This window comes from Lacinutrix gracilariae, assembly GCF_042684485.1.
GTDB classification, from domain to species: Bacteria; Bacteroidota; Bacteroidia; order Flavobacteriales; family Flavobacteriaceae; genus Oceanihabitans; species Oceanihabitans gracilariae.
In genome coordinates this window covers 14,949-38,336 of sequence record NZ_JBHULM010000012.1, presented here as the reverse complement: position 1 = coordinate 38,336, position 23,388 = coordinate 14,949, and the positions used below count along the sequence as shown (strand labels likewise).

21 protein-coding genes are annotated in these 23,388 nt (G+C 32.1%); 10 read left to right on the top strand and 11 right to left on the bottom strand.

What is annotated here, in order from left to right; genetic code table 11:
• Positions 1 to 61: 61 nt before the first annotated feature.
• Both ACFSSB_RS15075 and ACFSSB_RS15070 read left to right on the top strand, forming a co-directional pair.
• Positions 62 to 406: a hypothetical protein gene (locus ACFSSB_RS15075; RefSeq protein WP_379905780.1), complete on the top strand. Its 345-nt coding sequence runs from the start codon at positions 62 to 64 to the stop codon at positions 404 to 406.
• Positions 406 to 1,059 carry a uracil-DNA glycosylase family protein gene (locus tag ACFSSB_RS15070; protein ID WP_379905778.1) on the top strand — a complete coding sequence of 218 codons (654 nt, stop codon included), beginning with the start codon at positions 406 to 408 and terminating at the stop codon, positions 1,057 to 1,059. Before ACFSSB_RS15075 ends, ACFSSB_RS15070 begins: the two co-directional genes overlap by 1 nt.
• A 1-nt stretch (position 1,060) precedes the next feature.
• Here ACFSSB_RS15070 and ACFSSB_RS15065 read toward each other — a convergent pair whose 3' ends face one another.
• The 3 genes from ACFSSB_RS15065 to ACFSSB_RS15055 all read right to left on the bottom strand — a co-directional run bounded on the left by ACFSSB_RS15065 (position 1,061) and on the right by ACFSSB_RS15055 (position 4,845).
• The gene (locus ACFSSB_RS15065; protein ID WP_379905776.1) at positions 1,061 to 3,298 is read right to left on the bottom strand and encodes a TonB-dependent receptor plug domain-containing protein; all 2,238 of its coding nucleotides are present in this window, start codon (positions 3,296 to 3,298) and stop codon (positions 1,061 to 1,063) included.
• A gap of 73 nt (positions 3,299 to 3,371) precedes the next feature.
• Positions 3,372 to 4,268 (bottom strand): FecR family protein, encoded by an 897-nt coding sequence (locus ACFSSB_RS15060; RefSeq protein ID WP_379905774.1) that lies wholly within the window; start codon positions 4,266 to 4,268, stop codon positions 3,372 to 3,374.
• Positions 4,269 to 4,329: 61 nt separating this feature from the next.
• Positions 4,330 to 4,845 carry an RNA polymerase sigma factor gene (locus tag ACFSSB_RS15055; protein ID WP_379905772.1) on the bottom strand — a complete coding sequence of 172 codons (516 nt, stop codon included), beginning with the start codon at positions 4,843 to 4,845 and terminating at the stop codon, positions 4,330 to 4,332.
• Between the two features lie 134 nt (positions 4,846 to 4,979).
• Between ACFSSB_RS15055 and ACFSSB_RS15050 the strand changes: the two genes are divergently transcribed.
• The 5 genes from ACFSSB_RS15050 (at position 4,980) to ACFSSB_RS15030 (ending at position 11,849) form a co-directional block, all read left to right on the top strand.
• Positions 4,980 to 6,716, top strand: a complete 1,737-nt coding sequence (locus ACFSSB_RS15050; protein ID WP_379905770.1) for a LamG domain-containing protein — start codon at positions 4,980 to 4,982, stop codon at positions 6,714 to 6,716.
• Positions 6,717 to 6,922: 206 nt separating this feature from the next.
• Entirely contained in the window at positions 6,923 to 8,251 is a 1,329-nt protein-coding gene (gene ffh / locus ACFSSB_RS15045) for a signal recognition particle protein (RefSeq protein WP_379905768.1), read from the top strand.
• 132 nt (positions 8,252 to 8,383) lie between these two features.
• Positions 8,384 to 9,262 (top strand): bifunctional 5,10-methylenetetrahydrofolate dehydrogenase/5,10-methenyltetrahydrofolate cyclohydrolase, encoded by an 879-nt coding sequence (locus ACFSSB_RS15040; RefSeq protein ID WP_379905766.1) that lies wholly within the window; start codon positions 8,384 to 8,386, stop codon positions 9,260 to 9,262.
• A 17-nt stretch (positions 9,263 to 9,279) separates the two neighbouring features.
• Positions 9,280 to 9,990, top strand: a complete 711-nt coding sequence (locus tag ACFSSB_RS15035) for a YwaF family protein (protein WP_379905764.1) — start codon at positions 9,280 to 9,282, stop codon at positions 9,988 to 9,990.
• Positions 9,991 to 10,109: 119 nt separating this feature from the next.
• Positions 10,110 to 11,849, top strand: coding sequence for a hypothetical protein (locus ACFSSB_RS15030; protein WP_379905762.1), 1,740 nt, complete (start codon positions 10,110 to 10,112; stop codon positions 11,847 to 11,849).
• A gap of 3 nt (positions 11,850 to 11,852) precedes the next feature.
• On the opposite strand, the gene ACFSSB_RS15025 is transcribed toward ACFSSB_RS15030, so the two are convergent.
• The 7 genes from ACFSSB_RS15025 to ACFSSB_RS14995 all read right to left on the bottom strand — a co-directional run bounded on the left by ACFSSB_RS15025 (position 11,853) and on the right by ACFSSB_RS14995 (position 17,549).
• Positions 11,853 to 12,275, bottom strand: a complete 423-nt coding sequence (locus ACFSSB_RS15025) for a VOC family protein (RefSeq protein ID WP_379905760.1) — start codon at positions 12,273 to 12,275, stop codon at positions 11,853 to 11,855.
• Entirely contained in the window at positions 12,268 to 13,014 is a 747-nt protein-coding gene (locus ACFSSB_RS15020; RefSeq protein ID WP_379905758.1) for a pseudouridine synthase, read from the bottom strand. Before ACFSSB_RS15020 ends, ACFSSB_RS15025 begins: the two co-directional genes overlap by 8 nt.
• 73 nt (positions 13,015 to 13,087) lie before the next feature.
• A complete protein-coding gene (locus tag ACFSSB_RS15015; RefSeq protein WP_379905756.1) occupies positions 13,088 to 13,912 on the bottom strand; it encodes an alpha/beta hydrolase in 825 nt (274 codons plus the stop codon).
• Position 13,913: 1 nt separating this feature from the next.
• Positions 13,914 to 14,279 carry a cupin domain-containing protein gene (locus tag ACFSSB_RS15010; protein WP_379905754.1) on the bottom strand — a complete coding sequence of 122 codons (366 nt, stop codon included), beginning with the start codon at positions 14,277 to 14,279 and terminating at the stop codon, positions 13,914 to 13,916.
• A gap of 29 nt (positions 14,280 to 14,308) precedes the next feature.
• Positions 14,309 to 15,280 (bottom strand): YitT family protein, encoded by a 972-nt coding sequence (locus ACFSSB_RS15005; protein WP_379905752.1) that lies wholly within the window; start codon positions 15,278 to 15,280, stop codon positions 14,309 to 14,311.
• 57 nt (positions 15,281 to 15,337) lie between these two features.
• On the bottom strand, positions 15,338 to 15,889 hold the full coding sequence (locus tag ACFSSB_RS15000) for a hypothetical protein (RefSeq protein WP_379905750.1): 552 nt from the start codon (positions 15,887 to 15,889) through the stop codon (positions 15,338 to 15,340).
• Between the two features lie 130 nt (positions 15,890 to 16,019).
• Positions 16,020 to 17,549, bottom strand: a complete 1,530-nt coding sequence (locus tag ACFSSB_RS14995) for a helicase HerA-like domain-containing protein (protein WP_379905876.1) — start codon at positions 17,547 to 17,549, stop codon at positions 16,020 to 16,022.
• A gap of 181 nt (positions 17,550 to 17,730) precedes the next feature.
• Here ACFSSB_RS14995 and ACFSSB_RS14990 point away from each other — a divergent pair, with 181 nt between their 5' ends.
• Positions 17,731 to 18,363 (top strand): 7-carboxy-7-deazaguanine synthase QueE, encoded by a 633-nt coding sequence (locus tag ACFSSB_RS14990; RefSeq protein WP_379905748.1) that lies wholly within the window; start codon positions 17,731 to 17,733, stop codon positions 18,361 to 18,363.
• Between the two features lie 52 nt (positions 18,364 to 18,415).
• On the opposite strand, the gene ACFSSB_RS14985 is transcribed toward ACFSSB_RS14990, so the two are convergent.
• Positions 18,416 to 18,961: a DUF2911 domain-containing protein gene (locus tag ACFSSB_RS14985; RefSeq protein ID WP_379905746.1), complete on the bottom strand. Its 546-nt coding sequence runs from the start codon at positions 18,959 to 18,961 to the stop codon at positions 18,416 to 18,418.
• 259 nt (positions 18,962 to 19,220) lie between these two features.
• Between ACFSSB_RS14985 and asnB the strand changes: the two genes are divergently transcribed.
• A complete protein-coding gene (asnB, locus tag ACFSSB_RS14980; protein ID WP_379905744.1) occupies positions 19,221 to 20,894 on the top strand; it encodes an asparagine synthase B in 1,674 nt (557 codons plus the stop codon).
• 379 nt (positions 20,895 to 21,273) lie between these two features.
• The gene (gene gyrB / locus ACFSSB_RS14975; protein WP_379905742.1) at positions 21,274 to 23,223 is read left to right on the top strand and encodes a DNA topoisomerase (ATP-hydrolyzing) subunit B; all 1,950 of its coding nucleotides are present in this window, start codon (positions 21,274 to 21,276) and stop codon (positions 23,221 to 23,223) included.
• The last annotated feature ends 165 nt before the right edge of the window (positions 23,224 to 23,388 follow it).

Sequence of the window (23,388 nt, the reverse complement as noted above, 5' to 3'; positions counted from 1 at the left end):
GTTAAGGAAAACACTTGCTATTCTTTTGTTTAAACAACAAAGAAATTATAAAATAAGTAATATGAATACCGAAGAAAAAAAAGTAGTTTGGTCATTGCAAAATAACAAACGTACAGAAGCAGAGCGTAATGTTTTTAAGCCAACAGGTGTTAAGAAAAAGCAGCTTACAACTTGGCAATATATAGTTATTAGTTTGCTTGTTGTTTTAATTTCTAGTTTTTCATTAACATTCTTAGCAGAAGAATCCTCAAAAATATGTTTCATTCCTAATTTCTGCTTTCAGTCTAAAGAAAATATTGTACTACATACACTTTATATTTTTGGTAATATACTTATTGTATTACTAGCTATTATAGTTGCTTATGCTATTGGTAAAAAAATAGGAGATAAAATAAAAAAAGAATAGTGTTTTTGCATGAGCATCCATACCAACCCTTTATTCAAAAAGATACCAAGAAGCTAATTGTTGGTACTTTGCCTCCTCCACGTTTTAGTGTTGGTACGCTTTTAGAAAAGGATGTGAATTTTTGCTATGGTAGTTATTACAATTCACTGTGGTTGTATTTAGATAAAATTCACAATTTAAATTTACGTTATGATAATTCACAAGAAGCAATAGAGGAACGAAAAGCATTTCTTATAAAACATCAAATTGGTGTTTGTGATATTGTAGCAAGTGCAGAACGTGAAAAAATAGATGCTTCCGATTTAGGAATGCAAAACATTAAACTTCGAAATATTATTGGCTATTTAAAAAAACACCCAAGTATTGAAACTCTTTTATTTATTGGTGGAAACAGTAAAAATGGACCAGAATATTTCTTCCGTAAACATATAAAAGAGCACAGTATACAATTAGAGTTGGTTTGTAATGAAGTGCCAAGAGTACACCAGTTTAGTATAAATAAACGAATTATTAAAACCGTTTCCTTAACTTCTTCTTCAGGATCTGCAAACAGAGCAATTGGTAGTATGCCATTATACAAGCAACTTAAAGCAAGTAACCCTAAATTTAATACGTTTGATTTTAGAGTGATGCAGTATCAAGAATATTTGTAAACTAAAAATGCACACGTAAACTTATATTGGGAGTAAAACCTAAAGATTGGTTTTTAACTTTTAAAACATTTTTATCTGCATCTAAAGTATAGTACGTGTTTAATGTGTTGTTGGTGTTTAATATGTTCCAAATAGATACACCAGCTTCAGTTTTAATACTTTTAGATACATTAAATGCATGTGTTGCAGAAAAATCAACACGCAAGTAGTCTTTTAAATTACTGCTATTTGGTGAAACGTAATTGATGTTTCCGTTTAAAATTGGGTTTTGGTCGTTTGGTTTTGTAAATGGTTTTCCAGAATGCCAATTTACACCAAGAGCTAACTTTAATTTATTAAGTGTATACGTGTTTGAGAAAGTTACTGCATGTGCAATATCTGCATTGTTAGGAAACTTATTTCCGTTATTTAGAGCGTTAAAAGTATAATCGTTTTTTGTAAATGAATAGCTAAGCCAAGAATTTAATTTATTAAATTGTTTATTGATTAAAAAGTCTACGCCTTTTACTTGATAATTTCCAATAGCTTTTACAAATTGAAATTGGTTTTGAAAGCCTTGGCTTCTAGAGGTAATGCCATCTACATATTTATAAAAAGCTTCTGCGCTAAGCAATACTTTTTTGCTATTATAATGCAAGCCTAAAGACGCTTGTTTACTTTTAATAATAGGAATATCTGCATTATTAGCTAAAACCCAACGATGTTTTTCTATACCTAAAAAATCATTTTGCAAGTCTATGATTTGTGAGGTAGTCTGGCTTTTAAATTCGCCTAAAAATTCTACTCTAAAATTATCTGTAAATCGCTGACTAAAACTTATTCTCGGTTCTGCCAGAAAGGTGTTGAATTTAGGAATGTAATTTAATCTAACTCCAGCTTTTATATTGGTGTTTAAATTTTTAGAGAGTAATTGTCCTTCGGTATAAATAGCGTGACTTCTAATTACTTCTTTAATATAGCTTCTAAAAAGAGGATTGTTAACATCTTCTAGGTTGCTAATGCCAACCTCAAAAAACTGATAGCCTATTTGTAGATTGGTGTTTTTGTTTAGTAACCATTTGGTGTTTAGTTTTATGGCGCTATCAAAGACTTTGTTTTCTTGAATTAATCGTTGGTTGTTTAAAATGTCGAAATTTTTTGCGTCTAAATTATATTTAGAAAAATATACTTGTGCTGTAGTTTCAAGTGAATTATTCCAGTTTTTAATATAACTAATTCCGCCTGCTATATTACGTTGTGTTAAATTGCTGTTTAAAGATTCTTCAGTATTAGTAATAGTAGCTTGTTCTTCATAATTTAAATTGTTATTGATGGTTAAAAAGCTAATTCTAATTTTATCTTTTTTAGAAATATCAAAAAGAATTTTTCCTGTGAGGTCATAAAAGTAAAAGTTTTCGTTTTTTGATATGGTATTGTTTTGTGATTCTTGATTGTTAGTGAAATCTGAATCTTGAAAGATGCGTTTAAAATATTGCTTGTACGTTGGAGCTGTAATAAAATCTGTAAATGAACGTCTGGCAGCAAATTGAAACGTTATTTTTTTACTAATAGGTACTTTAATAAAAGCATCTGCATGTACTAAATTAAAACCAGCTCCAGCTTTAAATTTGTTTTCAGTAGTATTAGATAATTGCATGTCTATAACGCTAGAAACACCATCTCCATATTGTGCAGAAGTACCATTTTTAGATACGTTTACTTTATTTGTTAAATAAGGGTTGAATGCAGAAATGAGTCCGAAAAAATGCCCAGATTGGTACATTTTAATTCCTTCCCAAAGCATTAGATTTTGGTCATGAGTACCACCTCTAATATTAATATTAGAAACCGTTTCGTCTACACTTATAACTCCTGGTAACGCTTGAATGGTTTGTAATACATCAGGTTCAATTAAGCCAGGAAGAATACCAAGTTTTTCTGGTCTTATGGTAACTAAACCTGTATTGTTTTTAGAAAGTCCAGAGGCAAGATATTTATGGATAACAATTTCTTTTAAAAACTGCGTTTTAAAACTATTAACAACTGTTTCTGTGGTTTTAATGATAACAAACTTATCACTTAATAATTCAAAATCTAATGCGGTTTCTAATTCTAATTGTAATAAAACTTCGTTTAAAGATAGTGTGGAGTCTGGTAAAAAAGCATATTTGTTTACTATGGTTTCGTCAGCAAAAGAAAACCAAATGTTATAATTTTCTTCAATGAAATTTAAAATTTTGGTCAGCGACTGTTTATTCATTGGAGTGTTCTGCGCATAGCTATTTAAGCTATTCCAAAAAAATAGTATAAAACACACAAAAGCAATACGTTTTTTACTCACGCTTTAAAGTTATGGTATTATTTTTTTTACTGTAGGTTAAATGTAAAGGTAAGGTTATAGATTTAAGGGCGATTTCAAAATTATCATGTGTGAAATTACCAGTAAATAACTGTTTTAAATCTACTCCTTTGGTAATAAAACGCACATTGTATTGTCTTTCAAATTCTGACAAAACATGCTTGTAAGGTATGCTTTTAAAAGGACTTTTATTTGTAATCCAAGCAGGTTGCAATTTGTTTTGAACTTCTTTTTTTATTGTTTTCCCATCTATAACTAAAAAACTTTCACCAGGTTTTAGTTGTAGTTGCGGTTGTTGCATATAAGTAACACCAACCAGTCCTTGGTAGCAAACTACTTCAAAATAATTATTGCGTTGTTTTACATTAAATTGCGTGCCTAAAACAGTCACTATGCCTTTTTCTGTTTTTACATCAAACGAAGATCCTTTTGCTACTTTAAAAAAAGCTTCTCCGTCAAGGTTTACCTTTCTGTTGGTATACCAAGTTTTCTCGTTATAACTTAAATTAGAAGCACTATTTAGTATTACATTAGAATTGTCTGGTAAATCTATATTTGTTTTTTGAGACGCTAAAGTGTTAATAGTTGTGTTATTATTTTTGTTAAAATACCAAAAGCTTCCAATTGAAATTACAAGAATTGCTGCTATACGAATCCATTTTATATTCCAATTATTATGCTTTTTAGGTTTTAAATTCTTGGTGATAAAATCAAGAGACTGTTTTTTATCAAATTCTGGAGCTTTAAATTTTTGTAAGTTTCTGTTCAATAATTGCAGAGCGTCATAATCTTCAAGCTTTTTAAAAGCCTCTAATTCTTCTGCGTTAAGTGAATGGTCTAGCCATTTTTGTATTAAATATTCTCTTTCCATAATTAGGGTTGCAACTATATAACAGTTTAAAAATAAAAACACCTACCTGTGCTAAATTCTATTAAAGTTCTTCAATTTGTGTTCTTAAGCTTTTTAAAGCACCATAAATTCGTTTTTCTACTGCTTTTGTAGAAATATTTAAAAGAGCAGCAATTTCTTTAAATTTTTTGCCTTCTACTCGATTTAATAAAAAGGCAACGCGTTGCGCTTCGGTTAATTTAGCAATAGCATTTTGTAGTTTCTCTAGGTATTCTTGTTCTTGCATTACAAATTCTGGAGATTCGTTAGTGTAAGATTTTGTACCTTGTTGTTTGTGTCTTAAAACTACTTTTTGGTGTGCTACTTCATTTAGCATTAGGTTGTTTCCTATGGTGAATAAATAACTTTTTGCTTTGTTTGGGCTAACTTTTTTGCAGTTTTGCCAAAGCTTGATAAAGGCTTCTTGTACTTTGTCTTTAGGGTTTAAATGATCGCCAAATTTATAGTATAAAAAGTCATGTAAATCTGTAGCGTATTTATTAAATATAACATTAAAGCTATTTTCATTGCATACATTGTTGTTTAAATTTTGTGACATTTTTATCATATTGGTTTCCTGCAAAGTAGTAATATTTTTTTTTAATAATCAAGGTAGGAGATTTTACAACTTACATGTTATAGTAGTAAATGGCAATAAAAAATTGCTATGTAAAAGAATTAAAATATATAACTATGAAAACCATTAACTTTAAAAAAATCTTTTTTCTGCCTTTGCTTTTAGTAATGTTTATAACTTCCTGTCAAGATGAAGTTACAGAAATTACAAATCCAAATGAAGAAGATACTATTGAAGCAAATTCCTCTTTAGCAAATTTGATGCGAAATACTGCAGCAAATGATGGCTCAATAGATAATATTATTGATTTAGCTAATTGTTTAGAAATACAATTACCAGTTACAGTAATTGTGGATGGTATTGAAATTATTGTTAGCTCTCAGTCCGACTACGATTTGATTGAAGACCTTTTTGATGCTTCAGGAAATACCACAAATGACTTAGATATTGTATTTCCTATAACTATTATTTTTAGTGATTATACCGAATTGGTTTTGCAAAATCAAGACGCATTGGATGTGTTAATAGATTCTTGTAATGGTGAAAATGAAGAAGATGATGATATTGAGTGCGTTGATTTTCAATATCCAATTGTTTTTTCTGTTTACAATACAGATTTTCAAGTTATAGATACAGTTACAATTAATGATGATGAAGCTTTGTATTTGTTTATTGAGAATTTAGAAGGCGGAATTTTAGCTAGTTTAAATTTTCCTGTTACTATGGTTTTAGCTAATGGCAATACACTTGTAGTAGAAAATAATGCCGAACTAGAAACCGTTATTGTTGAAAATCAAGACGATTGTGATGAAGATGATGATTATGATTGGAATGATGATGATTTTGAGGATTGTGACGTAAATATTGCTGGCTTAGAAGAATATTTACTTGCGTGTGATATTGAAGCTTACACATATGATGCATCTGGAAATATTTTAGATGAAAATTATTTAAATTTTAATGCAGCAGGTGAGGTGATTGTAAACGGAGAACCAGCAGTTGTAGAAGTAGGTTCTTGGTTGTTATTAGAAACAGATTCAGGATATGAGTTACATATTCAAGGATTGTTAACTTTTAGTATACTAAATGGCGATTGGTTACTGTTAGGTTGTGATGAAGATGAATATATATTTCAGCAAGAAACCGGAAATGATACTGTTATTATGGAGCTTGAACAAGAATGTGAAGATTGTAATAATCCAGAGGTTTTAATAAACGATTTGGTTATATACATGCCTTTTGCAGAAGAAGTTCACGATTTAATAAGTGGTTTTAGCGCAGAAAATATTACAAACACATTTGTAGAAGATAGAGCAGGAAATTCTTCTTGTGCCATAGCCTTTACTGGTAATGATACTTTTGAAATTCCTGTAAATACAAACAGTGAACTTATTCAAGGCGATAGTTTTTCTATAAGTGTTTGGTTTAAAATGCAAAATGATATTCCAGGCAATTTAGAAACTTTCTTTAGATCACCAGGAAATGCAACTCAAGGATTTCAATTAGGAGTTTATGATTTAAATACTCCATTGTTTAATGATAATTCAAGTTTTTTCCTTTGGGATAATGACTGGAATGGAGAAGTGGATGTACAATGGGATAATACAGATTGGCATCATGTAGTTATAACCGTAGATGCAAGCAATACTGTTAGAATGTATAGAGATGGTACACAACGAAACATGGAAGAAAACTCAAACTTAAATATAGGTTCGTTAGCTTCAGATGGATATCTTATAGGTGAAGGGTTTATCGGTTACCTTGATGATTTAAGAGTTTATAAAAAAGCTCTAAGTACAAATGAAGTAGGAGCATTGTTTAATTTAGAAAGTGACTGTTATACCTGTTTGTAGATTTGTTTAAAGGAATACATTACTAATAAAAAAGAGGCTTCTTAATAGAAGGCTCTTTTTTTTATTTTTAATTGTGAAAATTAAAATATAGTCAGAATTTTTTTAAAGATCTAGTAATTATGCTTTAATTCCAATTAAACAAGCATTTCAGTTAAAGAAAAACAAAATATTTCTTTACTTTTGCAACTTCCAAAAGCAAAAGATTTATGTTTAATAATTTAAGTGAAAAGTTAGATAAAGCGTTACATGTACTAAAAGGGCATGGAAGCATTACAGAAGTTAATGTTGCCGAAACCTTAAAAGAAGTACGTAGAGCGTTATTAGATGCCGATGTTAACTTTAAAATTGCAAAAGAGTTTACTAATAGAGTAAAAGAAAAAGCGCTTGGGCAAAATGTATTAACAAGTTTACAACCAGGACAATTAATGGTTAAGCTTGTTAAAGATGAGCTTACCGAGTTAATGGGAGGTGATGTTGAAGGTCTTAATTTAACAGGAACACCAAGTATTATTTTAATGTCTGGTTTACAAGGTTCTGGTAAAACAACCTTTTCTGGTAAACTTGCTAACTACCTTAAAAACAAAAAAACAAAGAAACCTTTATTGGTTGCTTGTGATGTGTATCGTCCTGCAGCAGTAGATCAATTACATGTAGTAGGAGATCAAATTAAAGTGGAGGTTTTTAGTGATAAAGGAAACACAGATCCTGTGGCTATTGCACAAGCAGGTATTGCACATGCAAAAGCAAACGGACACAATGTAGTAATTATTGATACTGCTGGTCGTTTGGCTGTAGATGAAGCCATGATGACCGAAATCTCGAATATTCATAAAGCAATTCAGCCACAAGAAACCTTGTTTGTTGTAGATTCTATGACAGGTCAAGATGCTGTTAATACAGCAAAAGCATTTAACGATGTTTTAAATTTTGATGGTGTAATTCTTACTAAATTAGATGGTGATACTCGTGGTGGAGCAGCAATTTCTATTAAGTCTGTAGTAAATAAGCCAATTAAGTTTATTGGTACAGGTGAAAAAATGGAAGCTATTGATGTTTTCTATCCTTCACGTATGGCAGATCGTATTCTTGGAATGGGAGATGTAGTGTCTCTTGTTGAGAGAGCACAAGAACAGTTTGATGAAGAGGAAGCTAGAAAACTGCAAAAGAAAATTGCTAAAAACCAATTTGGTTTTGATGATTTCTTAAAGCAAATTCAGCAAATCAAGAAAATGGGGAACATGAAAGACCTTATTGGAATGATTCCTGGTGCAGGCAAAATGATGAAGAATATAGATATAGATGATGATGCCTTTAAAGGTATTGAAGCTATAATTCACTCTATGACTCCGCAAGAACGTACTAACCCAAGTATTATAAATGCAAGTCGTAAAAAGAGGATAGGTAAAGGCTCTGGTACTTCGGTTCAAGAAGTAAACCAGTTGCTAAAGCAATTTAATCAGATGTCCAAAATGATGAAGATGATGCAAGGTGGCGGCGGAAAACGTATGATGAACGCAATGAAAAACATGAGGTAACTCATGTTTTTTTGTTTGTAGTAATTTGTAAAAAAAAATGTGTCTCCTCGAGCGCAGTCGAGAGATTTCATTTATTATTAGATATGTATAAGGTATCGACTGCGCTCGACCTTAAAGATTTAAAATAACAACATGACAATTTTAGACGGAAAAAAAGTAAGTAACGACATTAAAGATGAAATTACTGAACAAGTAAAAAAAATGGTGGCAAAAGGAGAAAAAGTGCCACATCTAGCTGCAATTATTGTTGGTAATGATGGAGCAAGTTTAACCTATGTTGCAAGTAAAGTTCGTGCTTGTGAGCGTGTTGGTTTTGAGTCTACAATGGTAAGAATGTCTAATACAACTAGTGAAGTAGAGTTATTAGATAAGATTGAAGAGTTAAATACTAATAGTGATGTAGATGGTTTTATTATTCAATTGCCATTACCTCCTCAAATTAACACACAAAAAGTGTTAATGGCAGTAAATCCAGATAAAGATGTAGATGGGTTTCATCCAATGAATTTTGGTAAAATGGCACTAGATATGTCTACCTTTATTCCTGCAACTCCTTTTGGTATTTTAGAGCTTCTAGATCGTTATGGAGTAGAAACTAAAGGAAAACACACAGTAGTTATTGGTAGATCGCATATTGTTGGTAGACCAATGAGTATTTTAATGGGAAGAAAAGGTTTTCCAGGAAATTCAACAGTAACACTTACACATAGCCACACTAAAAATATTACTCAAATTACTAGTCAAGCAGATATTGTTATTTCTGCACTAGGTGTGCCTAATTTTTTAAAAGCAGAAATGATAAAAGATGATGCTGTTATTATAGATGTTGGTATTACTCGTGTAGTTGATGAAACTGCTCCCAAAGGATATGTAATTACTGGTGATGTTGATTTTGAAAACGTAAGTAAAAAAGCAAGCTTTATAACTCCTGTTCCTGGTGGAGTAGGACCAATGACTATTGCTATGTTGCTTAAAAATACGCTTTTAGCAAGAGAAAGACATATGCAGTAAACTGCTTATATTGCAGTATGAATTTTCTGCAAATTTTATTAATAAACTTACAGCGAGTAACTATTGGTAGTGCACAACATGTATTGCCAATAGTATTCGCTGTTTTGTTTTGTATTGTTTTATTTCGATTAGCCAAAAGAAGCACTCAAAAACAAAAAGAACGCATTTTTGGGTTGCTTGGTGTATTTGTTTCTTTAACTATAATCGTTTTTCATAGTTATAAAATAAGCTTGGGTAATTATAATGTTTCTACAGATTTACCTTTGTTTCTGTGTAGTTTTCTAGCTTTAATTATTCCTGTTTTTACACATTTTATAAAATACTGGATGTACGAAATATTGTTGTTTTGGGTTATAGCAGGAACCTCTCAAGGTGTTATTACTTCAGATATAGCAGAAGGTTTTCCTAGTCTTGATTATTTTAGGTACTGGATAGTGCACTTGGGTTTACTCACTATTATTTTTTATGCAACCATAGTATTGAGGATGCGACCTAAATTTAAAAGTGTATTTAAGTCTTTTTTAGTATTACAAGTCTATATGCTACTTGTAATGGGTATTAATTATTTGCTACAATCAAATTACTCCTATTTAAATAGGAAACCAGAGTCTGCTTCTGCTTTAGATTATTTAGGAGAATGGCCTATTTATCTTTTTGTAGTGGAAGCCTTATTGCTTCCTTTTTTCCTTCTAATATATTCTCCTTTTTATTTATTGAAAAAAGAGTAGTTTTTTTATATGTTGTTTTGTTTGTCTGTATCTAGTAGTAAAACCGTATCTCAAGTAAGTGAGGTCGTTGTTTTATTGTTTTAAAAAAATTAAGTATCTTTTTTGAAAATTTATTCTCTATGAAATTATTAAAAGTTGCTTCTGTATTTGCTGCTATTTTTTTGTTTGCATGCAATTCAACATCTACTAAAACAAGTCCAGAAAATATAATTGAGGTGTCTTTTTCAGGCGCTGTAAATACGCAAAGCTTAGATGGTAGGTTGTTATTGATTTTTGCAGATGATAAAGATGTAGAGCCGCGTTTTCAAGTGTCAGAACGGTTAGATGCACAACCTATTTTTGGGCGCAATGTTGAGAATTTAAAACCAAATGAAAAAGTAACCTTTAATGATAGTGTTTTTGGGTTTCCTTATGAAAGCTTATCGCAAATAAAGCAAGGCGAATATTATGTTCAGGCTGTTTTACATGTATACGAGACGTTTAATTTATCTACAGGACAAACAGTTAAACTACCAATGGATAATGGCGAAGGACAACAATGGAAAACCTCTCCTGGCAATTTATATAGTACACCAATAAAAGTTACAGTTACCAAAGATGGTATATCAGATTTGCACATTGTTTTAGATCAGGTTATTCCAGAAATTAAAGCTCCAGAGGATACAGAATGGATAAAACATGTTCGCTTAAAATCAGAATTACTTTCAGAGTTTTGGGGAAGAGACATGTATTTAGGAGCGCATGTGTTATTACCAAAAGGGTTTGAAGAGCATCCAGAAGCTAAATATCCTTTAATGGTTTTTCACGGACATTTTCCGTCTGATTTTGGAGGCTTTAGAACCACGCCTCCTGACGTAAATTTAGAGCCAGAATATTCCGATAGATTTCATTTAGATGGTTATAATATTATACAGCAACAAGAGGCTTATAATTTTTATAAACGCTGGAATGAACCAGAATTTCCTCGTTTTTTAATTATAGAAATTCAGCATCCTACACCATATTATGACGATTCTTATGCTGTAAATTCTGCTAGCCAAGGACCTTATGGAGATGCTATAACCTATGAGTTAATTCCGCATATTGAAAAGCTTTTTAGAGGGCAAGGTGAAGGTTGGTCTCGCTTTTTATATGGAGGTTCTACTGGTGGTTGGGAGTCTTTAGCAGTGCAAGTAAAGTATCCTGATGCCTATAACGGTTGCTTTGCAGCTTGTCCTGATCCTATAGATTTTAGAGCGTATTGCTTGACTAATATCTATGAAGATGATAATGCGTATTATGCAAAGAGTACACATAAAAAAATAGAAATTCCGTCGCAAAGAGATTATTTAGGAAACGTGAGAACTACAGTAAAAGAAGATAATCACTTAGAGTTGGTTTTAGGAGATAAGTCGAGATCAGGTGGTCAATTTGACATTTGGGAAGCTACCTATTCGCCACAAGCAAAAGATGGGTATCCAGAAAGGATATGGAATAAATATACAGGTGAAATTAATAAAGATGTTGCCGAGTTTTGGAAAGAGAATTACGATTTACGTTATATTTTAGAACGCGATTGGGATAAGCTAGGCGAAAAATTAAAGGGCAAAATTCATATTTACTGTGGTGATATGGATAATTATTATTTAAATAATGCCGTGTATTTAATGGAAGACTTTTTAGAAAGTACCACAGATCCTTATTATGATGGAGAAGTAGATTATGGAGATAGAGCAGAGCATTGCTGGAATGGAGATCATGAAAACCCGAATCATATTTCTAGATTGCGCTATAATAGCATGTATGTACCAAAAATTATGAAACGTATTTTAGAAACAGCTCCAGAAGGAGCAGATTTAACAAGTTGGCGCTACAAGTAGTATTTACTTGGCAAACAATTGGTTTATGTCTTTAAAGGCTTTAAACTCTAAGGCATTACCTGCAGGATCGTTAAAAAACATCGTAGCTTGTTCTCCTGCTAGTCCTTCAAATCTTATATAAGGTTCTATAATAAAGGCTATGTTTTTTTGTTTTAATTCTTCCGCGAAAGCGTGAAAAACATCCCAATCTAAAACTACGCCATAGTGTGGTACAGGAACAGCTTTTCCGTCTACAGGATTGGTAGTTGTTTCTTGGTTGGTTTTTGCTTTGTAGTGTATTACTAATTGGTGACCAAAGAAATTAAAGTCTACCCAATGGTCACTGCTTCTGCCTTCTTCACAGTTTAAAACGTCTCTGTAAAATGTTCTGCAAGTTTCTAAATTATGTACAGGAATTGCAATGTGAAAAGGGGAGAGTTTAGTCATTTTTTTCTAGATATGTTTTGGTAGATGCTTCTAAAAGGTTGTTTAATTCTTTTAATTCTTCTGGTGTGAATTCTCGGTATTCACCAACAGGAACATCTAGCTTTATGTTCATGATACGAACACGTTTTAAGGTATTTACTTCGTAGTTTAAATACTCACACATTCTACGAATTTGTCTGTTTAGTCCTTGGGTTAAAATAATTTTAAACTTATAAGTTCCTAATTTTTCAACAGTACAAGGATTGGTGGTTTTTCCTAATTCTTCTAAAGGAATTCCTCCAGACATTCTTTCTATAAAGGTTTGCGAAATAGGTTTGTCTACTGTAACAATATATTCTTTTTCGTGATTATTGCTTGCGCGAAGTATTTTGTTTACAATATCTCCATCATCCGTAAGAAAGATTAATCCTTCACTAGGTTTATCTAATCTTCCTATTGGAAAAATTCGTTTTGGATACTTTATGTAATCTATAATATTGTCTTTTTCTACTCTAGTGTCTGTGGTACAAACAATACCTACAGGTTTGTTAAAAGCTAAATAGGTAAAAGACTCTTTGGTATTTATAACCGGTTTTCCGTCTACATGTACTTCATCTGTTGGTGTTATTTTGGTTCCCATTTCTGGTACAACACCATTAATAGTTACTCTTCCTGCGTCAATAAGTCTGTCAGCTTCTCTGCGTGAGCAATAACCAACTTCGCTTAAATATTTGTTTATACGTTTAAGATTCTCTTTCATTTGGCAAAGATACTATAAGTTTATTCACTAATTAAAGATTAACAAGATGCACTCTTGGTAATTGTGATACTTTTTAATAAGCAATGTACTTATTAATGTATTCTGTAATGGTTTCATTGTTTAAAGAGTGACCAAAACCTTGTGTGGTTATTAGTTTTGCGTTGATATAATTTTTATCAAAATGTATGGCGTCTTGATACGGAATGATCCTGTCGCGTTCATCATGTATAATAAGCGCTGAGGTTTTTATTTCTTTAGAAAAATCTGCTGCAGAAAAGTATTCTGGCGCATGGCCATATTTTTCAACTACAATATCGCTTATTTTTTTATGTACTTTTTTGTTGTAACCCATCATGTCTACATAGCGATTAAAAACACCTGTAAAGTTAGCAGGAGCACCTAGTAGTACTAGTTTTTCTAATGCTGTATTTTGGTACTTATGTTGGTAAAATACGGTTGCCATACCACCTACAGAGTGACCAATAATAACATCTGGATTAAACTTTTTAGAAACAATATGTATAAATTCAGAATATAAAATAGCGTTAAAGCGTTTGCTACCAGAACGACCATGAGCAGGAGCATCAAGGGCAATTACGTTGTAATTTTGTTCTTGTAGGTTTTTAATTAATGGTTTCCATCTTGCAGCATTACTTTCCCAGCCATGAACTAATAGTATGGTTTTGTTTTTTCCGAGCCATCTATATGTCATGATGTTTAAATCTTCATACTCTAATTCTTCTTTAAACGCAGTGTCTAAAAAATCAAAATCTTTTTCTTTAATCTTACCTTTTAAAGGTTTAGAAAATAAGGAAAGCGCTAGGTTTCCAGCTGTTTTAGGCGAAATAAAGCTTACTGTATTTATAAATAAGCCTACGGTTTTTGGTATAAACTTCATTTTAATCTTCTCTGTTTACTAAATCCATAGAAAATGCAGGAAGGCAAATAGCTATATATTCGCAGGCAGTTGTAAATGGATTAGAGTACTGAACTCTTGTGTTTTTGTTAATTTTAATAGACTCTCCAGCTTGCAAAATAATAATTTCGTCATCAATAATAAATTGTTTTTTGCCTTTAATGATGTAGGTGTACTCATCAAATTCTGGAGTTTGAAAAGGTTCGCTCCATCCAGCAGGAGCAACCATGTGAGCTATGCTTACTTGTGCATTGTTATCACTAGCTAAGCCAAAGTGTTCTTCTATTACTTTTCCGTCTGTAGTTGGTACTACAAATGGTGTTTTTTGTATGGTATATTTTTTTTTCATAATAAATATGGTAAAATAGTTATAGAGCTTTATTTTAAAGGCTTTCGTTTAATCATTCCTCCTTTTAAATCTTTAACAATACCTATAACTACAAATGCATTTTTGTCTATTTTATCAATTTCGGTGTAAAGTTTAGCTAGTTCTAATCTAGTCATTACAGTATAGATAATTTCTTTGTCGTAGCTTTTTCCGTTAGAACCAAAACCACCTTTTCCTGCATATATTGTACAAGCTCTAAGTAGTTTTTCGGTAACCATAATTCTGATTTCGTCATGTTTTTCAGAAATAATAGTGATACCAACATATTCTTCAACACCATCTACTACAAAGTCTACAGTTTTGGCTGCAGACAAATAAGTTAATATAGCGTAAAGCGCAGTTTCTACAGATAAAACATAAGCACCAAAAGAGAAAATAATAATATTTATAAGCAATAAAACGTCGCCTACTGTAATTGATATTTTTCTACTTAAGTAAATGGCTAAAACTTCTGTACCATCTATTACGCTGCCTCCACGCATTGCCAAGCCAATACCTAAGCCTAAAAAGAAACCACCAAACACAGCAATTAATAGTTTGTCTTCTGTAATTATAGGGTAATTTACAAAATGTACTACAATGGCTAAAAATGCAATTGCAATAACGCTTTTAATGGCAAATTTTACACCTATAGTTCTTGTTCCTAAGATAAGAAAAGGAATGTTTACTATAAGTAATAAAACACCAAGAGATAATGAGGTGATGTTTTGTAGTAGTAGTGAAATACCAGTTGCACCACCATCTATAAACTGGTTTGGTAACAAAAAACCTTTTAATCCAAATCCTGCAGAAAACACACCAATAATTATAAATAGATACTCTTTTATAGCATGAGAAAACTCTACTTTAATGTTGTTGATTATTGGTGTAATTTGTTTTTCGGTATATGGTATAGGCACTTGTCTAGCTTTAAGTCTTTGCTTTGCTAGATCTGTTAATAATTTACCGAATAATGGATTCATTTGCTCTTTTGGTTACCAGGTTGTATTTGGTGTATTTGTAGTTTTTGTTGCTACAGTTTACCAACCTATCATAAAATGTTTAATTTTTGCGCTATCTGGAATATGAATAGCTTCAATTTTTTTACTCATATCAATACGTAATTCTGCAGGTAATTCCATTTTGTCAATGGTGAAAAAAGCATTTATTTCGTTTACAAAAACGACTATGTTACGCAGTGTGTTTTGTATGCTTGAAATGGTATAATTATTTTTTATGTCTGCAAAAGTGCTGGTTGTGTTTAAGCCTTTTTCTGTTTTATATCTTTGGTCTATAACTTTAACCGTATTTATGGTTGCTGTAGAGTCTAAATCTTGGTTTGGCGAAAGGGTTAATAATTGTTTTCCTGTTTTGTCATAAATTTCAATGTCGCTAATGCGTCCTGTAAATCCGTCTCCACTAATTCTTTTTACCACAGAATCATTAGCAAAAACAGTCTCCAGGTCTTTTACCTTTGTAGAGTCTGTTAAAAGGCCAATATTATTTTTAGAAATTAAAAATGGGTTTACTTCTTTTTTGCATGAGGTAAAAAAGATAGCTACTAGGCAAAGGGTAAAAATTGTATTTTTCATAGGTGTTTCCTGAGAAAGCAGGAAGCTTGTTTTGTTTTTTTGTTTCCGTGAAAACGGAAATAGTGTTAATTGTTTGTTTTGTTTAATTTGAATAAGCGCAATGCACTTTATTTTTATACGGAAGGTTTTGTTACTTCATTACTTTTTTTAAAATCCCAAAAACGGAGCGTATAAATGTAGCACTTGTAAGTACCTTTACAATAGGATTCATTCTGGTGCTACTTTTACTAGAGCTTGATCGAGAAGCTTTTTTGCGTTCCTTTTCTTTTGCTTCTCTCTCGTCTTCTTTTATTTTTAGTTCTTCGGCTTTTTTTATTTTTTTATTTAGCATCTCATAAGCAGACTCTCTATCTATGGTCTCGTTATATTTCATAACTAATTTTGAGTCGTCTAAAAGCGTATTTAGTTCTGTTTCTGTTAACACATCCATTCTGCTCATTGGTGCACGCATCATGGTTGCAGCTAGAGGTGTTGGTCTACCTTTTTCATCTAATGCCGAAACTAAGGCTTCACCTGTACCTAAAGATGTTAGTACTTCTGCGGTATCGTAATAATCTGTATCAGGATAGTTTTGTGCTGTAAGCTTGATGGCTTTTCTGTCTTTTGCTGTAAATGCACGTAAGGCATGTTGTACTTTTAAACCTAGTTGGCTAAGTACTCCTTCTGGTACATCTGTAGGGTTTTGAGTTACAAAATATAAACCAACCCCTTTACTTCGTATTAGTTTTACAATGCTTTCAATTTGGTTTAATAAAGCTTTAGATGCTTCGTTAAAAATTAAATGTGCTTCGTCTATAAACATAATAAGTTCTGGTTTTCCAGAATCTCCTTGTTCAGGTAGTGTTTCGTATATTTCAGCTAATAAACTAAGCATGAAAGTAGAAAATAGTTTTGGTTTATCTTGAATATCTGTTAAACGAATAATGTTAACATAACCACGACCATCTCTTGTGGTTCTTAGTAGGTCTTCTATATCGAAACTTTTTTCGCCAAAAAACAATTCACCTCCTTGTTGTTCAATTTCTATTACCTTACGTAAAATGGCACCTGTAGATGCTGTAGAAATTCTACCATATGCTTCTTGAAATTCTTGTTTACCTTCTTGGGTTGCGTATTGTAGTATTTTTTTAAAGTCTTTAAGGTCTAGTAAAGGCAGTTTGTTGTCATCGCAATATTTAAAAATAACAGCAACAACACCAGATTGTGTTTCTGATAGGTCTAAAATTCTAGAAAGTAAAACAGGTCCAAACTCACTTACTGTAGCTCGTAAACGAACGCCTTCTTGTTCTGAAAGCGACATGATTTCTACAGGAAATCCTTTTGCTTCAAAAGGTAAGCCTATTTTTTCATGACGTTCATCTATTTTTTCATGTCCAGGACTAGGTTGTGCCAAACCACTTAAATCTCCTTTAATATCCATTAGCAATACAGGAATTCCTTTGTCGCTTAAGTTTTCAGATAAAACTTGTAGTGTTTTTGTTTTTCCTGTACCTGTAGCACCAGCAATTAAGCCATGTCTGTTCATGGTTTTTAATGGTACTTTTACAAAAGCATCTTTAATGGTTTCTCCATCTAGCATTGCAGAGCCTAAGGTAATATAGTCTCCTTTTGTTTTGTTTCCTTCTGTTATATGTTTAAAAAATTCGTCCTGTCTACTCATGATGTACTTAAAATTTGTATAAAAATAGTAATCTTTCATGTAAAACCGTTTAAAAAGACTAGCAACTTTTTAACTAAAACCTACAATTGAGTTCTTGTATTAATTGCTTTAATTTTTATCCTGAAAAATTAAATGATTAGCTTTTTAACTTTACATGCTTAAATAACTATCTTTGCGCACTATGACAAGAAGTGAGAGACAAGAGTTATTGGATAAAGGCTTGCTATTACCATTAATGGAAGAGTTTTATACCATTCAAGGAGAAGGTTTTCATAAAGGAACAGCTGCATATTTTGTAAGAATTGGTGGTTGTGATGTAGGTTGCCATTGGTGCGACGTGAAAGAAAGTTGGTTGCCAGAATTACATCCTGCAACAGAAACAATTAAAATTGCTGAAAATGCTGCCAAATACAGTAAAACTATTGTAGTTACTGGAGGAGAGCCTTTAATGTGGAATATGGATCCGTTAACCAAAGAGTTAAAAGAAAGAGGCTTACAAGTACATATAGAAACTTCTGGTGCTTATAAGTTAACAGGTACTTGGGATTGGATTTGCCTTTCGCCAAAAAAGAATAAATTGCCTACAGATGAGGTGTATGCACAAGCTCATGAGTTAAAGTGTATTATTTATAATAAAGATGATTTTAGGTTTGCTCAAGAACAAGCTGCAAAAGTAAATAAAGATTGTATTTTATATTTACAGCCAGAGTGGAGTAAAAAGGATAAAGTAGTTCCTGAAATTGTAGATTTTGTAATGGCTAATCCGCAATGGAAAGTCTCTTTACAAACTCATAAATATTTAAATATTCCATAAAAAAAAGCGTCTTGAATTTCAAGACGCTTTTTTTATGTACTAACTAAAGTGCTTATTTTGTAAACGGAACAGCAATTCTTGCTTTATCCCATCCTAAGTGCATATCAACTCCATTTTCAGATTCGGTAAACGCAATAGAAAAAGATTCTAAAGATTCTTTTCCTTCGGTTACAGGAACGCTAATTCTAGCAACATCTTTGTCTTCATTATAAAAGTAGCTTCCCCAAACATTAAGGTCTTTACTAATTATAGCAGTCCATTCTTTTTCTCCAGGAATAACATAAAAAGTATAGGTTCCAGCAGCAATTTTAGTATCGCCAAGCATCATGTCTGTATAAAGAGTTAACTCGGTAGCTTCATTAGCTCCAGTACGCCAAACCTTACCGTTAGGTGCTAATTTTTCTAAACTTCTCTCTTTAAGTTGAGGTCTACTGTATACTACTTTTATTAGTTTGTTAGCGTTTTTGTAGTCTGTAGGAAAAGCAGCTGCATCCATTGGGCTTTTGTCTAACCCTTTAAATTCTTGAGCGCTAATGTTTAAAGTGAAAAGCATTAAAAGTGTCATGGTGATTGTTGAAAGTAATGTTGGTGTTTTCATAATGTGTTTTTTAGTTAAATGAATTTTTAAAGATAAACCATATAGGTTTTAAATCATGTTAAAAGTCGTAACCATAAGAAGAAGTTTACATTTTAATAAAAAATAGCTGTAAATATATTGATAATAATTACATATTGTTGTAAATAGAATGTTTTATGTTTCAATTTGTAGGTATTTAAGTGTTTTGTGTTTTTAATATGAAACAACATTCGCATATTTGCTTCATCAATAAAACAATAAAGAATAAAAATATATAATTATGTGTGGAATAGTTTGTGCTTTCGATCTTAAACAAAAGAGTGAAGATTTAAGACCTCAGGTTTTAGAAATGTCTAAAACCATTCGTCATCGTGGACCAGATTGGTCAGGAATTTATAGTGATGATAAAGCAATTCTTGCGCACGAGCGTTTAGCAATTGTAGATCCAGCATCAGGAAAACAACCATTATTTAGTCCAGATAAAAAATTGGTGCTAGCAGCAAATGGAGAAATATATAACCATAGAGCGTTACGTAAACAATTTGAAGGAAAGTACGATTTTCAAACACAAAGTGATTGCGAAGTTATTTTAGCTTTATACCAAGAAAAAGGAGTAGACTTTGTAGATGATATGAATGGAATTTTTGGTTTTGCAATTTACGACACCGAAAAAGACGAATACTTTATTGCTCGTGATCACATGGGAATTATTCCATTATATATTGGTTGGGATCAAAACGGAACTTTTTATGTAGCTTCAGAGCTTAAAGCTTTAGAAGGTACTTGTACTAAAATTGAATTATTTCCTCCAGGACATTATATGTCAAGTAAAGATGGTGAGTTTGTAAAATGGTACAACAGAGATTGGAGTGAGTATGAAGCCGTAAAAGAAAACGAAACAAGTATTGCAGAAGTTAAAGAAGCTTTAGAAGCAGCAGTACACAGACAATTAATGAGTGATGTGCCTTATGGTGTTTTACTTTCAGGAGGATTAGATTCTTCTGTTACTTCTGCTATTGCAAAAAAATATGCACAAAAACGTATTGAAAGTGATGATACTTCAGATGCTTGGTATCCGCAATTACATAGTTTTTCTGTAGGATTAGAAGGATCTCCAGATTTAGCTGCAGCGCAAAAAGTAGCAGATCATATTGGTACAGTGCATCACGAAATTAAATTTACTATTCAAGAAGGTTTAGATGCTGTTAAAGATGTTATTTATAACATTGAAACTTATGATATTACTACCATTCGTTCTAGTACACCAATGTATTTAATGGCTAGAGTTATTAAGTCTATGGGAATTAAAATGGTATTATCTGGCGAAGGAGCAGATGAGCTTTTTGGAGGATATTTATACTTTCATAAAGCACCAAACGCACAAGAGTTTCATGAGGAAACTGTGCGTAAACTAGATAAGCTGCATATGTATGATTGCTTAAGAGCAAACAAAAGTTTAGCTGCTTGGGGAATTGAAGGTCGTGTACCATTTTTAGACAAAGAGTTTATGGATGTAGCAATGCGTATTAACCCTCAAGATAAAATGATTAATGGAGAACGCATGGAAAAATGGGTGATTCGTAAGGCTTTTGAAGATATGTTACCAGAAAGCGTAGCTTGGAGACAAAAAGAACAGTTTAGTGATGGTGTTGGTTATAGTTGGATTGATACGTTAAAAGAAATAGTAGAAAAAGAAGTGACTGATGAGCAAATGGAAAACGCAAAATTCCGTTTCCCAATTCAAACACCTCAAAACAAAGAAGAGTTTTATTATCGTTCTATTTTTGAAGAACATTTCCCAAGTGATGCAGCAGCTTTAAGCGTGCCACAAGAAGCAAGTGTAGCGTGTAGTACTGCAACGGCTTTAGAATGGGATGAAGCATTTAAAAACATGAATGAGCCTTCTGGTCGTGCTATAGCAAACGTACATGATAAATCGTATGCAACGTCTTAAATTTTGCATAGATTAGATTAAATTCTTTATAATAAATAGTTTCAAAACCTCGCTTCTGCGAGGTTTTGTGTTTTTAAGAGTTTTACTTCTTAAATAAAAATACAGAAATCGATTTTAAAGCAGTTTTTAGCTTGTTTAAGACACTTTTCAATAATTAACAAATGTTAATAATTTTTCTGTTCTGTGCTTAAATTAGCTTGAAAAACGTTTTTAATTTCGTATCTTTGGTTGTATTCAAAAGGATGCTGCAAAGCGTCTTTTTTTATGTAAAAAAAGCACTTGTTTTTTTAACAGGATTTAAAGGAGGAAGTTTGCTTTTGGGTTTCCGTGAAAACGGAATTTTTAAAATATTGATTCGAACTAAAATGTATTCAAAATAATGAGCGAAAAAAGAGAAGAGTTTAATAAAGATGGATACTCGGCAGATAGTATTCAAGCTTTAGAAGGAATGGAGCACGTACGTATGCGTCCATCCATGTATATTGGAGATGTAGGAGTGCGTGGTTTACACCATTTAGTATATGAGGTTGTAGATAACTCAATTGATGAAGCTTTAGCTGGTCATTGTGATAATATTACAGTAACCATTAATGAAGATAACTCTATTACTACAGAAGATGATGGTCGTGGTATTCCTGTAGGTTTACACCAAAAAGAAGGGGTTTCTGCACTTGAGGTTGTAATGACTAAAATTGGAGCAGGTGGTAAGTTTGATAAAGATTCTTATAAAGTATCTGGTGGACTTCACGGAGTTGGTGTGAGTTGTGTAAATGCATTATCAGAGCATTTAACAGCAACCGTTTATAGAGAAGGTAAAGTTTGGGAACAAGAATACGAAAGAGGTAAAGCGCTTTATCCTGTAAAAGCTATTGGTGATACAGATAAAAGAGGTACTATAGTAACCTTTAAACCAGATGCTACAATATTTAAGCAAACACTAGAGTATAATTATGATACGCTAGCAAGTAGAATGCGTGAATTGGCTTACTTAAATAAAGGAATTACCATTCATTTAGTAGATAAAAGAAGCACAAAAGAAGATGGTTCTTTTGAAGGTGAAACGTTTCATTCTGAAGAAGGATTAAAAGAATTTATCCAGTTTTTAGATGCTACTAGAGAGCCTTTAATGAAAGATGTAATTTCTTTTGAAGGAGAAAAAAATGGTGTGCCAGTTGAAGTTGCAATGGTATATAATACTTCTTATGCAGAAAACTTACATTCTTACGTAAATAACATTAATACACATGAAGGTGGTACGCACCTTTCTGGTTTCCGTCGTGGTTTAACACATACACTTAAAAAGTATGCAGATGAATCTGGAATGTTAGATAAGTTAAAATTTGATATTGCAGGAGATGATTTTCGTGAAGGACTAACAGCAATTGTATCTGTAAAAGTTCAAGAGCCACAGTTTGAAGGACAAACAAAAACTAAATTAGGAAACCGTGAAGTTTCTGCATCTGTAAGTCAAGCAGTATCAGAAATGTTATCTGATTATTTAGAGGAGCATCCAGAAGACGCAAAAACCATTGTGCAAAAAGTAATTCTTGCAGCACAAGCACGTCACGCAGCACAAAAAGCGCGTGAAATGGTACAGCGTAAAACAGTAATGAGTATAGGTGGTTTACCTGGTAAATTATCAGACTGTTCTGAGCAAGATCCTGCAAAATGTGAAGTGTACTTAGTCGAGGGAGATTCGGCAGGTGGAACTGCAAAACAAGGTCGTGATAGAGCATTTCAAGCTATTTTACCATTACGTGGTAAAATCTTAAATGTAGAAAAAGCCATGACGCATAAGGTGTTTGAAAACGAGGAAATTAAAAATATCTTTACTGCTTTAGGTGTAACTATTGGTACAGAAGAAGATAGTAAAGCATTAAACCTTTCAAAATTAAGATACCATAAAATTGTAATCATGTGTGATGCCGATATTGATGGTTCTCACATTGAAACACTAATTTTAACGTTCTTTTTCCGTTATATGAAAGAGTTAATTGAAAATGGTCACGTTTATATTGCAACTCCTCCTTTATACTTAGTAAAAAAGGGTGCAAAAAAACAATATGCTTGGAATGATGAAGAAAGACAAGCTATTATGGAGAAGTTTGGAGAATCTTCAAAAATTCAAAGATATAAAGGTCTTGGGGAAATGAATGCAGAACAACTTTGGGATACAACAATGAATCCTGAATTTAGAACATTACGTCAAGTACATATTGAAAACGGAATTGAAGCAGATAGAATATTCTCTATGTTAATGGGAGACGAAGTACCTCCTCGTAGAGATTTTATTGAAAAAAATGCCATCTATGCAAATATTGACGCATAGTTCTTTTTTTCTTAAATAATTAAAAAGCCTGTAAAGTAATGAAACTTTACAGGCTTTTTGTTTGTATCTTATTTTGAATTGGTTAAATAAAATAGTTGCATTTTTACTGTTTTAGCTTTTGTTTAGCTACATAAAAAAAAGAAGAAAAACCAAGTTTTCTTTCCT

Excerpts from the sequence above, each read along its gene's own strand:
- ACFSSB_RS15075 (WP_379905780.1), top strand. The coding sequence starts at position 62 with ATGAATACCGAAGAAAAAAAAGTAGTTTGGTCATTGCAAAATAACAAA.
- ACFSSB_RS15025 (WP_379905760.1), bottom strand. The coding sequence starts at position 12,275 with ATGACTAAACTCTCCCCTTTTCACATTGCAATTCCTGTACATAATTTA.
- ACFSSB_RS15035 (WP_379905764.1), top strand. The coding sequence starts at position 9,280 with ATGAATTTTCTGCAAATTTTATTAATAAACTTACAGCGAGTAACTATT.
- gyrB (WP_379905742.1), top strand. The coding sequence starts at position 21,274 with ATGAGCGAAAAAAGAGAAGAGTTTAATAAAGATGGATACTCGGCAGAT.
- ACFSSB_RS15005 (WP_379905752.1), bottom strand. The coding sequence starts at position 15,280 with ATGAATCCATTATTCGGTAAATTATTAACAGATCTAGCAAAGCAAAGA.
- ACFSSB_RS15000 (WP_379905750.1), bottom strand. The coding sequence starts at position 15,889 with ATGAAAAATACAATTTTTACCCTTTGCCTAGTAGCTATCTTTTTTACC.
- ACFSSB_RS15055 (WP_379905772.1), bottom strand. The coding sequence starts at position 4,845 with ATGTCACAAAATTTAAACAACAATGTATGCAATGAAAATAGCTTTAAT.
- ACFSSB_RS14985 (WP_379905746.1), bottom strand. The coding sequence starts at position 18,961 with ATGAAAACACCAACATTACTTTCAACAATCACCATGACACTTTTAATG.
- ACFSSB_RS14995 (WP_379905876.1), bottom strand. The coding sequence starts at position 17,549 with ATGAGTAGACAGGACGAATTTTTTAAACATATAACAGAAGGAAACAAA.
- ACFSSB_RS15065 (WP_379905776.1), bottom strand. The coding sequence starts at position 3,298 with ATGAATAAACAGTCGCTGACCAAAATTTTAAATTTCATTGAAGAAAAT.
- ACFSSB_RS15050 (WP_379905770.1), top strand. The coding sequence starts at position 4,980 with ATGAAAACCATTAACTTTAAAAAAATCTTTTTTCTGCCTTTGCTTTTA.
- ACFSSB_RS15060 (WP_379905774.1), bottom strand. The coding sequence starts at position 4,268 with ATGGAAAGAGAATATTTAATACAAAAATGGCTAGACCATTCACTTAAC.
- asnB (WP_379905744.1), top strand. The coding sequence starts at position 19,221 with ATGTGTGGAATAGTTTGTGCTTTCGATCTTAAACAAAAGAGTGAAGAT.
- ACFSSB_RS15040 (WP_379905766.1), top strand. The coding sequence starts at position 8,384 with ATGACAATTTTAGACGGAAAAAAAGTAAGTAACGACATTAAAGATGAA.
- ffh (WP_379905768.1), top strand. The coding sequence starts at position 6,923 with ATGTTTAATAATTTAAGTGAAAAGTTAGATAAAGCGTTACATGTACTA.
- ACFSSB_RS15020 (WP_379905758.1), bottom strand. The coding sequence starts at position 13,014 with ATGAAAGAGAATCTTAAACGTATAAACAAATATTTAAGCGAAGTTGGT.
- ACFSSB_RS15030 (WP_379905762.1), top strand. The coding sequence starts at position 10,110 with ATGAAATTATTAAAAGTTGCTTCTGTATTTGCTGCTATTTTTTTGTTT.
- ACFSSB_RS15015 (WP_379905756.1), bottom strand. The coding sequence starts at position 13,912 with ATGAAGTTTATACCAAAAACCGTAGGCTTATTTATAAATACAGTAAGC.
- ACFSSB_RS14990 (WP_379905748.1), top strand. The coding sequence starts at position 17,731 with ATGACAAGAAGTGAGAGACAAGAGTTATTGGATAAAGGCTTGCTATTA.
- ACFSSB_RS15010 (WP_379905754.1), bottom strand. The coding sequence starts at position 14,279 with ATGAAAAAAAAATATACCATACAAAAAACACCATTTGTAGTACCAACT.